This window comes from Vibrio sp. zbq_1 (assembly GCF_043102935.1).
In the GTDB taxonomy this organism is placed as follows: Bacteria; Pseudomonadota; Gammaproteobacteria; order Enterobacterales; family Vibrionaceae; genus Vibrio; species Vibrio parahaemolyticus.
Genome location: NZ_JBICJH010000041.1, coordinates 173,399 through 188,326, shown reverse-complemented (window position 1 = coordinate 188,326; position 14,928 = coordinate 173,399). Strand labels below are relative to the sequence as shown.

Sequence of the window (14,928 nt, the reverse complement as noted above, 5' to 3'; positions counted from 1 at the left end):
ACCTATTCCCCCAGCGCTGTAGATTTAACGGTGTAATAACGCTGCTTGCGAATGGTCTGAATCACCTGATTAAAATGCGCCAGCAATTCTTGCTCTGAACCGTATCTTCGCTGTAACGCAGCGTATTCCTCATTTATTTGGCGACGAGCACGTTCAAGGTCTTCAGTTAACAACTTCGCATAGGCATGATCTTCCACACCAGAGGTGCTTCTAGCAGCATTGAGCATGTCTTCAACCAATGCTCGGGCCATCTCAACAGCAATAAATGGTGCCGCTCTTGAAGCAAACGACCTAGCGGCCCCTTCATTTAATGCAGAAAGTGTTCGAATCATGCCGCCAATGCTCGCAGGAGCCGAGGTCATAAAAGCCTTTTCGGTGGTGCTAGCTGCCCCAGTATTTCGAGCAAACTTAAAAATAATGCCGTTACTAGAACCTGTACCAAGCAGTAAATTTTCTACCTGGGTTGATAACCCGGTTAGGGTCACGTTAGTGATTGTCGGATTCAGACAGCCGTCTTGTGTCACTGTGTCACATCGGTACATAGCGACGTTACCGCCATGAATTAGATGCTCAATAGTCACTTTATTGCCATTCAGTCTGGTCAGTTTTGGGGCTTTACCTTGACCATCAGCCGCATTAGCCAAATCACCAACAATGATCGAACCCGTCACTGACATAACCGCTTCAAGAAAACGGTCATCCCCTGATGCAAACCAGCTTGATGCCGAATGACGTTTCAGTGCTCGCCAGACCAAGTTGCCTTTAATCGTTTTGTTCACATCAGATGCCGCGACACTCGAAGCGTTCTCATATGGGTTCTTACCATTGGACTCACTCCAACTGGTAAAAACGTCTCCAGCCCCTTTAAGTGAGCTCAACATGCTGGCTTCTGTTTGCCCCTTTTTACCAAAAGCAGCCAGGGTATCGTTCACGACTCCCTGAGCCATTTGACAGGAATTGCCAAAATACTCGTTCAACTGCTGGATTTTCTTTTGCAGTGTCTCCATGTGCTGGGAGCATTTCTCACACATAGCACTGAGCGCCAATTGGAATGCGTACCCCTTGGCGTTTGCAGCAACAGAGCGAAGTAATTGAACAAACTGATCCGCGTTAACAAATGACAAACTTCCAGCGAACATATCAATGCCGCCACAACCGGCTTGGAATGACGGTGGCACCATAGAGACGAGGTTTTCGTTCATGATCCTGTTACGAACAACAACACTTCCACCAGATATAACGCCACGCCGCTGACTCTCGAATACACCAGGCGCAGTGCTGTTGGTCATTGAACCAAACAACTGGTTCATCTCCTGTTGCAAACTTGCTTGGCTCATAGACGAAAAACCAATCGCACAGGCGATTAGCGATACTTGAAATACTTTTTTCATCGTTACAACCCTCCTTGTGCACGCAGATAGCGAACAAGGAACTCAGGGTCCTGTAATATCTTCTCGTTAAGCTCTTGGGCTGACATCGCGAGTGACACGCCGGGTTGAACAGGTCTGGTGGCATAGTAAGTTTGATCGTCAATCCAACCGGCTTGATGGGCTGCAAGAATGATTCGATTATTGAGCTCATCAAGGCTCATTGCGCCCTGGCCAATCGGAGTGATGACATTAGGCGGGTCTACTAAGAAGACCGCTGGAACAGTCGTAACGGACAACGAATGTGCTTGCCCTGAATCGACTTTGTAATTGGGAAACTCTCCACCGGGTAAAGGCAAGCCATCGACAGCAATAGCAAACACCTCGAAACCGTAGTTCAAAGCCATGGATTCGATGATAGGCGCTTGAGCATGGCAGTAAGGGCAATCCGAACGATAGAAGAAGAACAAGCCAGCCCGTTTTGCTACTTCACCTAAAGCAATATCTCGTTGAGCGCCAGCTTCTCGATCCATCCGATTGGCAGCATAGGTCGCCAAGGGTCTGCGACTGATTTCATCCAAAACAGGATCGCCCATGACCACCTGCTGACTAACATCAGCAAATAGTGAGCCCTTATCCATCATGACGCGCTGGAGATACAGATAGGCTCTGACGTTCTCATTCGTCGGCTCATCAATTGCCTTGTCCATGAACGACTGCATGTGCTCTCGGAACCAGGCAGCACTGAAGGGTTTTAGCTCGTCCTTAGTGGGCTCCATGACTCCAGATTCTGGCTTTATTTGCTCTTCAGCCTCCGCTGGCTCAGGAATGACCTGATACCAAAACCAGCCTTCCTGACCGCGCTGATAGAATTGCCCATCACTAGCATGGGCGGGTAAGATGAATAGAAAGAAAATAATGATTGGGATGGTCACCCATAGGATGAACCAAGGTAACAAAGGCGTTCTCATTGTCAGCTCCAGAAATTTTTACAGAGCTAACATGCTAAAGATCCCGGTAAGAGCGATTGGCCAGATAGATGAAGGAATCGTGTGTGTTTCTGACTAGCTGTTGTGATCTGGTAAAAACAGCTAACGTCTGATGAGCCATAGATAAAATTGATTTGATGATTTTGTCACTAAGAACGAACTGCATACGCTCGATTTGCTCATTGCGTACTTGTTAATTACAAGTCTATCGTATAGTCAGGAAATCAAGCGATTATGATTCATGTTTCCTTAAAATCAAAATCTCTACGTAACACATTGTAATCGCGTTTATTTGTGAACAATGATACAAATAGGATTGTAGGTAAACAGAGACGAACCCAGTTCAAAAACGACTCAATCGTTCTTTGTGCATGCAGTACTCTAACATTGTGAATACTGCTTTAAAACCAGTAAGCAAGTAGGCATTTATTATTTCAATATTTTTTATAAATTATAGTCAGGATCCAGAGGACGCATGCACATTACAAAGCTTTCCCTAGTAAATTATAGAAACTTTAAGAACGTAAAATTTCTGTTTAACAAGGGTATAAATACAATTATTGGCGAGAATGGTTCTGGTAAGACTAACTTATTCCGAGCGATGAGATTGCTGCTTGATAATTCAATGCCTCGCTCAGCAACTAAGCTTACCGAAGGAGACTTTTGTAGGGCGTTAGGTGACTGGCGTGGTCACTGGATCATTATTAGTATTGAATTTAATGACATTGCTGGTGATGAAGCTAGTCAGTCACTATTTCTTCATGGTGCTGGGAATGCGGAGGACGAAGTTGTCATTAGAGCAACATACAATCTGATTTTCAGACCCAAGGCAAACATCCGCCAAGCATTAGCACAACTTACAATAGGGGATGTTGCTGCTCTAGAAAAGTATTTGGATGGTATAACTATTGATGATTATGAAACCGTTCTAACTGGAAAAAGTGTCGCCAATTTCAATGATCCAACTGTATACAAAAGCATTGTTGGAGACTTCGAGAGAGTCGATTTCCCCAGGGTGTTAAACAACCCTAATATTGGTATACGATTGCCTAACATCCTCAATATGCCTAATGAGGTCTCGTTTACCTTTATTAAAGCACTAAGGGATGTGGTATCTGATTTTCATAGCAACAGGACGAATCCTTTGCTTACACTATTAAAAAGCAAATCCGGAAATATTAGTCAAACTGAATTTCAACCTATCGCAGATTTAATTAAGACATTAAACAATGAAATTGAAGCTTTATCAGACATTTGTGATGTTCGTGATGATATTGTAACCACTGTCAGCGATACAGTAGGCGATACATATTCACCTAATTCAATTTCTATTCGTTCTAGTTTAAGCGACGAGTCTGATCAGTTATTTCAGTCATTAAAACTCTTTGTCGCAGAGTCAAATGATGGCTATGAAGGCACCATACATGAAATGAGTTTAGGTGGTGCCAACCTACTCTTTCTTACATTAAAGCTACTAGAATTCAAATACCAAAAAGCAAATCAATCTATTGCCAACTTTTTACTAATTGAAGAACCAGAAGCACACATCCATACACATATTCAAAAGTCACTTTTCGATAACATCAACTATGAGAATACTCAGATAATATATTCAACTCACTCATCACACATATCAGAAGTGAGTAATGTTAAGAATATGAACATTTTAGGTTTGGTTGATGGTACTTGTGAAGTATTTCAACCTTCAGTAGGGCTTAGTGACGATGAGGTAGGATTCGTTCAACGCTACCTTGATGCCATTCGTAGCAACTTACTGTTTGCACGAAGTGTTGTTTTAGTCGAAGGAGATGCCGAAGAGATCCTAATTCCTATTTTACTGAAAAAAGCTTTAGGATTGAGCTTAGATGAAATTGGTATCACTCTAGTCAACATCAGAAGCACTGGTTTCGAGAATATTGCCATGTTATTTGACAATCGAAGAATCAAAAAACGTTGCAGCATTATCACAGACCTAGATGAAGCTTTCTTTGATACTACGATTTATCCTACAGACAGTGACGCAGATATAAAGAGGAAAGAAAAAGCCCTCGGTTCTCAAGAAACAGGTCTTGCTCGGAAAGAAAGACTTGATGACTTCTGTCAAAATAACCCTTGGATTTCGATTTTTTATGCAGATCATACGTTTGAGGTTGATTTCATAAAATCCTCAAACAGCAATTATCTCAAGAGAATTGTCGGAGATGTTTACACTAAGCAAGCCACCATAAATACTGCTACAACTGAACTATCTTCATCTGATATTGTTATCTCGGGTTCCAGAGCATTAACTATGGCAAACTATCAAGGCAAAGGTTGGTTTGCCCTTACACTAGGTAAAGTGGTTGACTTCAAAGTAGCTATTCCGGAGTACATTTTCGATGCAATCAAGTTTGCGCACGGAGACTTCAATGCAGGACTTACTTTCAAAATACTTAAGCACCGTTACGACTCGGTCATCGAACATGTCAAACTTGGCAGAACAACCATTGAAAGACTGAATGCAGATGGTGATTTAGCTCTAAAACAGCAATGGGAAGCATACTTGACTCCATATGAGACTGGCTTAGCAATATTCACTCCTAAGTGGGAAGCATTTAATCCAGTTGATGGCGACATAGCTATACTTAAGAGCGAACTAATGACCGATTTACCTTCTGAGCAAAACGATATATTAGCAAGGATCTAATCATGTTTATGTGGGATGAAGGTGATCTTAACGATGAACAGATTGCTGCGATTAACGAGCCGAATAATGTGTTTTTAATCGCATGTCCTGGAAGTGGAAAAACAAGAACTCTTACTTATAAAATTGCTTTTGAACTTTCAGGTTTAGCGGATCCCAAAAAATGGGTTGCGGCAATCACCTACACGCATAGAGCAGCTGATGAGATTCGTGAGCGAATTGAAATTCTCGGTGTAGACACATCTCAGTTGTGGATCGGTACTATTCATGCGTTTTGTTTGGAGTGGATATTGAAGCCATATGGTCTATATCATGACAAGCTTAAAAACGGCTTTAAAATCGTTAACTCTTATGATTCTGAGGAAATAATATCAAAAATATGCTCTAGCATTCGTACCGAACGTATCAGTTATAGTGAGTGTAATCATTTTTACACTCCTCGTGGATTAACATTGACTTGCGCAGGTAGTAAAGATTCACTAGTAAGGCAGATATTAGATGATTATCACAGTCATCTTGCTGAAAATGATCAAATCGACTTTGAGCAAATTCTATTTTTTGCTTATGAAATCCTCTCTAGTAATACATCTATAGCTAAAATACTGGCAAATTTGTTCTCCTATGTTTTTGTTGATGAATATCAAGATACAAAAGAGGTACAGTATTCAATTATTGCGAGCATCATAAAAGCTAGCCAAGGTCGGCTGAGGACTTTCATTGTTGGTGATCCAAACCAAGCTATCTACGGTTCGCTTGGTGGATACGCAATCACACGGTTGGAGCTTGAGCGGTTATCCGAAGTGTCATTTACTCAAATGGCATTAGATAAGAACTATAGAAGTTCTAGAAAGATCATAGACTATTATCGTAATTTTAATGTCACCCCTAGTGCAACTGTTGCGGAAGGTGAACATCGCAATCACCCTAGCATTATTACTTATGATCAGATTACTCATAAGGATAACTTGGTTGATCAAGTCAGCCGACATATTGAGCATAGCGTTCAAAATCTGGGTATCCTAGAGAAAGAAATCTGCGTAATTGCACCTTGGTGGATGCATTTGGCAGCACTCACTCGTAACTTGGTAAACAGGTTGCCTCAATATAGTTTCGATGGGCCTGGTCTTGTACCTTTTTCGAGAGACATAGATAACTTTTGGTTCAAGTTGACTCAAATTATCCTAACTGAGCCATCGCCTAATATGTATGTTAAGCGTCTTCGGTGGGCATCTGATGTTTTATATGACATGGATCTTGCGCTAGTCGATGTTCATTCGATCCCTCCAAAACAGTTACTAAAGGCTGTCAACTCTATTTCGATAGATGAAGTCGAAGGACTCGCTTATCTTCGTGCATTCTTTGACGCATTATTTAGCGAATTGGGAATAGATTTCATGTTATATCCAATGCTAAAGGAACATCACGAATCATTCTTCAATAGCACACAGAATAGGATTGATAGGCTAAAGAACGAGAATGCATTATTTGCAACAGATATTGAGGCTTTTCGCAAGGCATTTAAACCCAGAACTGGTATCAAAGTGTCAACAATACATGGAGTGAAGGGAGGTGAATATGATGTTGTGATCTCCTTCGGTCTTCTGCAAGGTTTGGTTCCTAACTTCAATGATCCTTCTATTGAAAGTTCTAAAAAGTTGCTCTACGTAATTGGTTCTAGAGCCAGAAAAAACTTACATATTATTTCAGAAAAAGGAAGGATGATTGGATACGGTCAAAATAGAAGAGAACGTCAGCCTACAGAAGTACTACACCAATTGAATTTTGCATACGATCCAAATTTAATATGATACATGAAAGTAGAAAGCTTGGATATTTGTTGGTTAACTGTTTTACACACATCAAATAGATCCAGATGACGCCCCAGCACCGCTTGGGTTAGCAGTTAAAGATCCCAAAATTGAAACATCATCAGGAATATGCGAGGATCAGCTGATCCACATAGCGTTCACCTAATTATCGATACCGTAACCAACGTTTTCATTGAGTCCTCAGGAATCATAACAAAGTGCATTTTGCTACCAACATGCTGCCAAAACTCTGCCTCTTGTGCATATTTTTTTGCTTTTTGGATAGAGACGTTTTCTGGTAACTCGGCTTTAGTTAGCGCAGAACTTAGCAGCTTTGAGCATAAAGCCTTCCAAGGATGCTTGGGCACGCCATCAGAAAGCCGTTCCACGAATCTTTCAAGCGCGTGACGAGTCACCACGACAGGTCCAATATTCGGAACGTTGATGACCTCATCGATTTCTCTCACGGTAGCATTATCGACGTTGTATTCCTCGAAGGGATATGAGAGCCAATCGTCTCGCTTTTCTACCGAGATCTGTGCTTCCTGGTAACGGGTGAGCAAAAACCTAGTAAGGCTGTAAAGTGAATGCTGAGTTGAGCGTTGCTTCTGTAACTTTTTGATGGCTCCTTTACTGACCCGGATTTGAAGCCCATTACCGCTTCGGTTACTCCCCATCACCTCTTTCACTGACAGTAGGTGATGAATCGCATAGAGCTCAGCGGCAATTGGCTTTTGCTGCTCAGGTAGCTTGTCGTATTGCTCACCTAAATCGACCTTTAGCTCACCACCTCTTCGAAGGCCGGTCTTCCAGTAAACCGTAAACTCACCATCAATCTGCTTTGTTAACAGGGTTAATACCATCATGTTTGTTTCTCCTATTGGTTATCTTTTTTTCATTCTCCATGTTTTTTCAAATATGCAAGGCGCAAAAAAAGGGGCCGAAGCCCCTTGGATCAGATATGAACTTTCGGAAAGCCCATAGCACCGTAAACATTCAGCACATCATTCCAATCCCAACTTTTCACGCCAAGTGACGTTGGTATCGGGGGGATCAGCACTTGTGTCAGAATGCCTTTCTGCCAGGCATTTTTCTTGAGTTCATTCGCTGCATTCAGGCCAGTCTCAGAGAGATCGTGGTCTGCCCAGATGTACAGCATTTTCACATTACTTGGTGGTTCAAACCTAGCCAGTAGCGTTGCGTTCACAACCGACCAACATGTTTGCCCCGTTGCTCTGGTAACCGCTAAAGCCGTCTCTATACCTTCAGAAACACCTAGTACCTCACCAGGCTCACCAATCGGAACGGCACCGCCAGTGATTGTTCTGTCACTTGGTATGGGCATCATCTTTTTAGGCTTTTCAACCGGCGCTTTGAATCCATCTTCACTTAGGTAGATCCGATGAAACGTGGCCGAACGCCCTTGCTGAGTAACGATTTTACCTAGCAGCGCTGGGTAGCTATCGATAAACAGGCCATCTTCATCATGGTAAGGCAAGTTTGGATGAAACCTCAGCACCGAATCCCATTCAGGACGAAGCTGGGTAACAATCCCACGACGATGTAAGTAGTTCCAAACAGGTTGCGCACGAGTATCTGCAAGAGATAACGTTTCTCCCCAGGTTTGATTCAAGCGATGGATAATCGCTTTGTCCTCTTCCTGCTTTCTAGCCTTCCAATCAACAGCGTTGCTCGGTATTGGCCGAGTAGGCGCTTGTACTTGTCCGGGTTGAATACCTAGAACTTGACCGATTGCTTCAATAGACTGAGCAAAGTTCCATCCATTAATCCAAGACAACAGTTCAAAGCCATCATGAAAGATACCACAGGTATTACAAACGCCACCACCGGTATATTCAGCATCTTTGAACAGCCTAAAGCCATCACGACCGCCATGAACAGGGCAAGCCACATGACGGCCTTTTCGAGCAATAGCGGCATCAAGTTCTGGCACCAATGCCGCCAAGACTTGAAGCCATTGGCCATTAAGATATGGCCTCACTGTTTCAATTTGTAAAGGTAACGCCATATAACCTCCTTAAGTAAAATGCCGACTCCTACCACAGGAGGTAAAAGTCAGCTTGGGTCCTGCATTAGCCGTTCGGTTAATACAGGAACGTTAGTCAAGCTGGATACCATGTCGTCTTAATAGCCACATGATGGAATCACGAAGCACATCAGGATCGACAACCGCAGCCATTGCGCAAACACGAAAGCAAAATGGCGTTAATTCGTCATTTTGAATCCACGACAACACATCCTTTCGCAATCGAGTACTGACACGACCGTCTAGCAATACACGGATCGCATCCAATAGAATGCCTTCGCGTAACTGCCAGATTTCCGTGTCTGACCAAGTGACAGGGGCATCATCAAACTCAAATAGAAATTCGAGCTGTGCTGATGTGTGCTGATGGGACTGCTTTTGTGATGTAGGAGAATGGGCAATACGCCCATTCATTACAGATAACCGCGTTCGGCAAGCGAAACGCAGCCCTCGGATGCGACCACGACATGGTCAAGCGTTCGAATATCAACAAGTGACAAGGCGTCACGAAGTCGATGAGTGATGCGTTTATCAGCTTCACTGGGTTCAGGATCACCCGATGGATGGTTATGAACCAGTATCACTGCTGCCGCATTAAATTCCAACGCCCGCTTTGTTACTTCCCTTGGATACACGCTCGCTGCATCTAAAGTGCCTTTGAACAGCTCTTCAAATCGAATAACGCGATGCTTTGTATCAAGAAACAGCACGCCAAAGACTTCGTGCTCATACTCGTGCATCAGTGTTTGCAGGTATGAGAACGCCGATGATGGCTGTTCAATTTTGCGACCTTTACTCAATCGACCACGGGCAAGCTTGAGCGCCATATCTAAGATATCCGCTTCAGTCACTTGCTCAGGAACGATGTAAGTACCGGCTTCTTCGCCAGCTAAGAACTTTCTGTTTTTCATAGGAGTCTCCAAAAAAAACGGAGACGAACCCATGCCCTGACGGGGACGGAATCGTCCCCGCAGGGTGGTAAAGTTGATGTGGTTACTGAATTAACAGTTGTTGTGTTACTTCGAATAACTCACGCTTCAGATCTTTGACGTCGTTAATCACGATGCTTTGAGGAAAGAATTTCTCAACACTGCGTGTTTGAATCCCTATCCCCAGCAGCTCAAAGCCACTTCGTCTGCAACGGTCAACAATGTCATGCGTAGCAGCCCAATCATCTGGGTCACCATCGGTTAGCACTATCATTAGCTTTCGCTTCTGTTTTTGTGCCAACAAACTGTTTGCCGCAAACCACATCGCTTGTGCCATAGGGGTACAACCTCGTGGTTTTTGGTCAAAACAGGCGGCCCGATGTCGAACCGATTGCTTGGGCAATAACGCGATAGAAACTTCCTGATGAATACCAGGAAAATAACTGACCGCAGGTACAACACCCGGTATGCCTTCCAGTGCCATGGCCAAAGCCAAAGCGGCTTCATTGGCAACATGAAAGTACTTGCGATTACCTTCGCCAATGGGCTTACCCATTGAGCCCGATATATCGACAAGCAAGTGCACAGCAGCATTAGGCGCAATGCGCGGCTGCCTTTGAATAAACAATCTCGATTCACCTGCTTGTGAGGCGGCAAGACGATGGGTTGCCACTCGAAGACCGTGCCGTTTGGCATGATTCCGATTGTCCTGACTGGACTGAACCATGCCCCTAAGCCTGGCTCGAATTTGAGCGGACTCAGACGCCGATAAGGTCAAAATGGCCTCATCACCCAGCATAGCCTGCTCTGCTTGTGGCAAACTGAGTGGAGTGACGCCCTGATGTCCTTCAGCTTGTTCCGACAACACTTCTGCCACTTGTGCAAAGGTATCGGGTTCAAACTGAGCGGCACTGGCCTCTAAGGCTTGTCGCAAATTGTCAGCTTGATCAGAGTTATCTGAATCACCCGTTTCAGCAAAATCCCCCGTTGCAGACGAGTCTGTTTCTGGGGTTTGACTACCACTACTGTTATTGCTGTCATTACTCGCATCTTGTCCAATGTCATTACCGCTATCTGCATCAGACTCATCCTCTGGGGGACGAGATTCTTCTTCCAACATGGCAACGATGGCATCGACAAGTTTCAGCACTTCACCTGTAGACCCTAAGCTAGGCACTGCTGTCAGCATGGCGCTTAACCGGCTCATCGCTGCGGCAGGAAAGAGTTGCCTCACTCTTTCATCAACTGCTTGATACAAAGGCGTCAGCGCTTTCTGGCCCAGAAAATGGCATCTCAAGCGGAACAACAACCAGGCTTGCAAGTTAGATGCAGGCTCAAGCTGTTCAGGTACACACATTTGCTGTGTGTCCACCATGTACTCAATCACTTGCGAAATACTGCGCCGGGTTCCGGGGTAATCCTTTGCCAATTCGTTTTCAATGCGCACATCCTCAATGATATTGAGAAGTGCCTTACGGATCGGCTTGGACGACGCCTTCTGCACCATGTCAAAATTAGTATGCCGAATATGCGCCGCTTCATGAGCCAGATAACCCCAAGCTATCTGTTGATAGTGTGGGTCGTCTGGGTTGGCTGTTGGGATAACAATCCGCTCACCATCGGTAAACGCATCTTGACCTTGAATAAGCACCTTCACACCAAACTTTTCGCCATAAGCTGCGGCAACGATTGGTAGTGCGTTTTTTAATGGATGATTCATGGGAGTCTCCTAATCATTAGGGGGAATACTCCCTCAGCGGGAGCGTTTCCCCGCTGGGAATGTAAGTGTTTTAACCTGTGCTTTTAGCTTATCCAGGTCGTATTTTTGACCTAACCAAGCCACCAATTGAGCTGGACTCTCGTGCTGCTCAAATGACGTTTTAAGCTGGTCTAAACTCAGGATGTCATCCAATGTCAGACCGTACTGGTCTTGTAACTGAGTAGACACCTCGTGTTGATATTGCAGCCAGGCCCGAACATGAGCTGTTTGCTGCAATGCCATGTTTGGAACAAATACCATGGCCGTTACCCAAATGCCTTGTGCGTCCGCATCTGCGATCAGCACAGGGTTCTTGGGGATCACGACACTATGTGTTGAGTACGACCGTTGTACTAACGTTCGACAACACGCCACTTCTGGTATCGATTCGCTTTCAACAGCATCAGTCACACCACGAAAATGTGGTTCAAACTGGTTCAGTTGGCTGGGGTTATGGATGGTTGATTGCATAATTTCCTCTTACATAGTTCAGAGGACATGCGCCCTTCAGGGCAACATGCCCTCAAGGACGTTAAAAATAAAATGAGTTTGGTACAGTCGAACCAAGATTTGGTCTGACGGTTGGTTGGGGTATTGCACGCAAGTTATCTGCCTGAGCAGATACTGGCTGTGCGGGTTTAGGTTTAGGTTCAGGTTTGGGCATCAGTTGCCTGATATCCAATTGACCTTCACCGTGCATTCTCATCTTGTCTGGATCAGACAAAATTAAAATGGTCGCCATCAGTTCGTGATAGAGATTGTCTGTCACAGGGCCGGTCTTCGGCAGACGAACAAATAAATTGTCCATCGCTTCCACCATCGGCTGAACTCGATGATCCAGGAATGACAAACCATCCAACTTGTCTCTTAACCGTTTGAGAGGATTAAGGGCTCGCTGGCTGATTTGATTCTTACCTGCAACGGAACGCTCAAACAGTTCGTTGGCATCACGAGCCACCTCCCTAAAGAGGGTGTGTCCCATACCATTGACCTTGTCATCTAAGCCACCAGCTTGGTCAGCCGGTTGCATTCGATAGATGGCATAATCGAACTGAAGCCGTTGTTCCACGTCTTCGATGGGTGATAATGCACGCCGGATTGCATCTGCAAATTCCGGGTGTTTTGCAACCCAGTCAAACGTCACCTGATCATAGTTGTCCAAGAACAACTGCTTGCACTGCGCAAACTCCTGACCGATCCGGTCAAGCTCTGGAACAATCTGATCAATTCGGTCTTCAGGGACGGCATAGCCACCTAAGAACCGCACACCGACTTGCTCACACAAACGCTGCGCTTCTTTCTTAAGCCGTTCAAAGTTCGCCAATGCCTCTGGGTCGCAAATTTTTTTACTCCCTAAGCTGGCAACATCCTTCGGTGGAAGTTGGCTGCCATTGGCTAATCTGAAATCTTCAGGCCTTAGTTTTTTTCTACCGCTCCAGATGGAACAGTCGATGTGACAAATCAAAAGTTTGTCGAGGGTTTGAATACTCATAGTGCATCCTCATGCGAGATGGGGACGCACCACTCCCAACAGGAGCAATGGCCCCCGCTTGGGTGGTAGTAGTTGACGCGCTAATGGCAATACCACTATCAGAAATAGTAATTTTGCGAATCAGGCGACGATTGGTTGAGATCGATTTTCACAGGCATTAAGTCCAGTGCTTCAGCTATCGGGCGAACCCGCTCTAAATCACTGCCTAGCAACCGCAATACATCTTTTTCCAACTTCAGTTGGTCGGATACTTCTATCCCATCAGGACTCGCTACTGTGAGCGAACATAGTGGTGGTAATTGACGCTTAAAGGCCAGTAACAGCAACAATGGCCATGGGCCATCATCAGTGTTAACAATGCCAGCGCCTTCACCTGACACTATGCTGATTTGATTGGTACTAGGTAATCCGCTTTTGCAAAACCCTAATGACCATTCTCCAATCCTGACCTGGTTATCATCAATAACAGCCAAGCCATAGGCTTCAAGCAGCTTTGCCATATCGAACAACGCTTTTTGCGCCAGCGAGATTTGGCCATTGACGTCCTTGCGAGTACGAAACTCCCAACTGACGTTATTGGCACACGCGACGCTATCTAGCGCATTTGAGAGTTCAAATGGCCGCCCTTGATGATCAATGCCGACGTGTCCAACCAATCGATAACCCTTGTTGATTTTCTCATTGATTCGTCGGTCTGCTTCAGCGTTAGGATCAGTCGAATCAATCAATCGCTGCTGCGACAATTGACCTGCTTTTCCAAACCGAACTTCAATCTCCTGGTTATCTGATCCAACGTAAATGGCCCATTCTTTGGCTGTCCCATCAGAATGACTGTAACGGTAAAGAGCAAAGCACTTTTCCATCATCAATCCTCCCAGTGGTCACCGAAGACATCAGCGGCAATACGGTGAATGGCTTCACGTTGCTCCAACTCAGCACGAGCCGTCAAAGACCGAACCAGTGCATACTCCACTGCGTTAGGAGCGCCTTTAAAAGCAAGTGTTAACTTTGCCCAGCGCACCAAGGTCCGAGTGGACATGGTGATACTGAGTTCTGCACCGCCATCCGCGCCCCCAATAAAAAGACGACGAATGTCACCAGCCACCTTCACCATTTTTTGGCGAAAGACCTCTGGTAAGCCCGGCGCAACGTTCTCCAGAATGGCTTCCTCTACAGATGGTTCTGCATAGGTCGCTTCAATGATTCTAAAGCGATCAAGGAAAGCCAAATTCTGTTGAAGCACACCTTGGTACAAGCCCGTCTGGTCACCGCTGCCCGCACTGTTGCCGGTAGCGATAAAACGAAACTTGTTATGTGGCATGATGATCTCTCCGCCATTTTGTGCGATGACCAACGGGGCACCTTCCAAAATGTCATTGAGCCCAGCCAGTTCAGCAGGCTCAGCAAGATCCATTTCATTAATGATCAGCAAATGGCCATGCTTCACAGCCAGTGCCAGCGGTCCATACACAAAGGTCATGTTGCCATTAACCAGTGTGTGGTGACCGATAAGATCGGACAACTCCAATCGACCGTGCGCAGTAATTTGCTGAACAGGCCAATTCAATCGAGAAGCAACTTGGCAGATTAGCGAGGTCTTACCGCATCCAGTTGGGCCTGTAATATACAAACCGTCACCGTCTGGGTTAGACAAGAACGCCAATACGTCACGTAAGTCTTCTTTTCTAAAAACATACTCGTCCTTGCGAACGGGAATGTTTGGATGGGTAGTGTCGGCACTAAATCCTTCCAGAACGAAAGCATCAGGAGCCGGGACATTAAACGCTTGATTCACTTGAACCAAAAATGGGGATTGTTCAGTCATGGTAAACCTCATCAGTTTTGACGAGGCCT

Annotated in this window: 13 protein-coding genes; 2 read left to right on the top strand and 11 right to left on the bottom strand. The window is 45.0% G+C overall.

Features of this window, described 5'->3' with window-relative positions:
- Positions 1–2 precede the first annotated feature (2 nt).
- Positions 3–1,391, bottom strand: a complete 1,389-nt coding sequence (locus ACF8CV_RS18730) for a conjugal transfer protein TraH (protein ID WP_043116926.1) — start codon at positions 1,389–1,391, stop codon at positions 3–5.
- Between the two features lie 2 nt (positions 1,392–1,393).
- Positions 1,394–2,338 (bottom strand): thioredoxin family protein, encoded by a 945-nt coding sequence (locus ACF8CV_RS18725; protein WP_392416466.1) that lies wholly within the window; start codon positions 2,336–2,338, stop codon positions 1,394–1,396.
- A 493-nt stretch (positions 2,339–2,831) separates the two neighbouring features.
- On the opposite strand from ACF8CV_RS18725, the gene ACF8CV_RS18720 reads away from it, so the two are divergent.
- Both ACF8CV_RS18720 and ACF8CV_RS18715 read left to right on the top strand, forming a co-directional pair.
- The gene (locus ACF8CV_RS18720; RefSeq protein WP_392416463.1) at positions 2,832–5,042 is read left to right on the top strand and encodes an ATP-dependent endonuclease; all 2,211 of its coding nucleotides are present in this window, start codon (positions 2,832–2,834) and stop codon (positions 5,040–5,042) included.
- A 2-nt stretch (positions 5,043–5,044) separates the two neighbouring features.
- Entirely contained in the window at positions 5,045–6,847 is a 1,803-nt protein-coding gene (locus ACF8CV_RS18715; protein WP_392416461.1) for a UvrD-helicase domain-containing protein, read from the top strand.
- A 158-nt stretch (positions 6,848–7,005) separates the two neighbouring features.
- Here the strand turns inward: ACF8CV_RS18715 and ACF8CV_RS18710 are convergent, their stop codons facing one another.
- The 9 genes from ACF8CV_RS18710 to ACF8CV_RS18670 form a co-directional block, all read right to left on the bottom strand.
- On the bottom strand, positions 7,006–7,713 hold the full coding sequence (locus ACF8CV_RS18710; RefSeq protein ID WP_392416459.1) for a hypothetical protein: 708 nt from the start codon (positions 7,711–7,713) through the stop codon (positions 7,006–7,008).
- Between the two features lie 89 nt (positions 7,714–7,802).
- Positions 7,803–8,876, bottom strand: a complete 1,074-nt coding sequence (locus ACF8CV_RS18705) for a primase-helicase zinc-binding domain-containing protein (protein WP_392416456.1) — start codon at positions 8,874–8,876, stop codon at positions 7,803–7,805.
- A 90-nt stretch (positions 8,877–8,966) separates the two neighbouring features.
- Entirely contained in the window at positions 8,967–9,308 is a 342-nt protein-coding gene (locus ACF8CV_RS18700) for a hypothetical protein (RefSeq protein WP_023266667.1), read from the bottom strand.
- The gene (gene radC / locus ACF8CV_RS18695) at positions 9,308–9,805 is read right to left on the bottom strand and encodes a DNA repair protein RadC (protein ID WP_045611059.1); all 498 of its coding nucleotides are present in this window, start codon (positions 9,803–9,805) and stop codon (positions 9,308–9,310) included. The genes ACF8CV_RS18700 and radC overlap by 1 nt, the downstream gene beginning before the upstream one ends.
- Positions 9,806–9,887: 82 nt before the next feature.
- The gene (locus ACF8CV_RS18690) at positions 9,888–11,543 is read right to left on the bottom strand and encodes a VWA domain-containing protein (protein WP_392416453.1); all 1,656 of its coding nucleotides are present in this window, start codon (positions 11,541–11,543) and stop codon (positions 9,888–9,890) included.
- 33 nt (positions 11,544–11,576) lie between these two features.
- A complete protein-coding gene (locus ACF8CV_RS18685; protein WP_392416450.1) occupies positions 11,577–12,053 on the bottom strand; it encodes a hypothetical protein in 477 nt (158 codons plus the stop codon).
- 61 nt (positions 12,054–12,114) lie between these two features.
- A complete protein-coding gene (locus tag ACF8CV_RS18680) occupies positions 12,115–13,074 on the bottom strand; it encodes a DUF3150 domain-containing protein (RefSeq protein ID WP_273830324.1) in 960 nt (319 codons plus the stop codon).
- Positions 13,075–13,172: 98 nt separating this feature from the next.
- The gene (locus tag ACF8CV_RS18675) at positions 13,173–13,940 is read right to left on the bottom strand and encodes a hypothetical protein (protein ID WP_392416446.1); all 768 of its coding nucleotides are present in this window, start codon (positions 13,938–13,940) and stop codon (positions 13,173–13,175) included.
- Entirely contained in the window at positions 13,940–14,899 is a 960-nt protein-coding gene (locus ACF8CV_RS18670) for an AAA family ATPase (RefSeq protein WP_007104990.1), read from the bottom strand. The genes ACF8CV_RS18675 and ACF8CV_RS18670 overlap by 1 nt, the downstream gene beginning before the upstream one ends.
- Positions 14,900–14,928 lie beyond the last annotated feature (29 nt).

What these genes read in the sequence shown, in the direction of transcription:
- ACF8CV_RS18670 (WP_007104990.1), bottom strand. Translation starts at nt 14,899, where the DNA reads ATGACTGAACAATCCCCATTTTTGGTTCAAGTGAATCAAGCGTTTAAT.
- ACF8CV_RS18725 (WP_392416466.1), bottom strand. Translation starts at nt 2,338, where the DNA reads ATGAGAACGCCTTTGTTACCTTGGTTCATCCTATGGGTGACCATCCCA.
- ACF8CV_RS18705 (WP_392416456.1), bottom strand. Translation starts at nt 8,876, where the DNA reads ATGGCGTTACCTTTACAAATTGAAACAGTGAGGCCATATCTTAATGGC.
- ACF8CV_RS18700 (WP_023266667.1), bottom strand. Translation starts at nt 9,308, where the DNA reads ATGAATGGGCGTATTGCCCATTCTCCTACATCACAAAAGCAGTCCCAT.
- ACF8CV_RS18675 (WP_392416446.1), bottom strand. Translation starts at nt 13,940, where the DNA reads ATGATGGAAAAGTGCTTTGCTCTTTACCGTTACAGTCATTCTGATGGG.
- ACF8CV_RS18680 (WP_273830324.1), bottom strand. Translation starts at nt 13,074, where the DNA reads ATGAGTATTCAAACCCTCGACAAACTTTTGATTTGTCACATCGACTGT.
- ACF8CV_RS18690 (WP_392416453.1), bottom strand. Translation starts at nt 11,543, where the DNA reads ATGAATCATCCATTAAAAAACGCACTACCAATCGTTGCCGCAGCTTAT.
- ACF8CV_RS18685 (WP_392416450.1), bottom strand. Translation starts at nt 12,053, where the DNA reads ATGCAATCAACCATCCATAACCCCAGCCAACTGAACCAGTTTGAACCA.
- ACF8CV_RS18730 (WP_043116926.1), bottom strand. Translation starts at nt 1,391, where the DNA reads ATGAAAAAAGTATTTCAAGTATCGCTAATCGCCTGTGCGATTGGTTTT.
- radC (WP_045611059.1), bottom strand. Translation starts at nt 9,805, where the DNA reads ATGAAAAACAGAAAGTTCTTAGCTGGCGAAGAAGCCGGTACTTACATC.
- ACF8CV_RS18720 (WP_392416463.1), top strand. Translation starts at nt 2,832, where the DNA reads ATGCACATTACAAAGCTTTCCCTAGTAAATTATAGAAACTTTAAGAAC.
- ACF8CV_RS18710 (WP_392416459.1), bottom strand. Translation starts at nt 7,713, where the DNA reads ATGATGGTATTAACCCTGTTAACAAAGCAGATTGATGGTGAGTTTACG.
- ACF8CV_RS18715 (WP_392416461.1), top strand. Translation starts at nt 5,045, where the DNA reads ATGTTTATGTGGGATGAAGGTGATCTTAACGATGAACAGATTGCTGCG.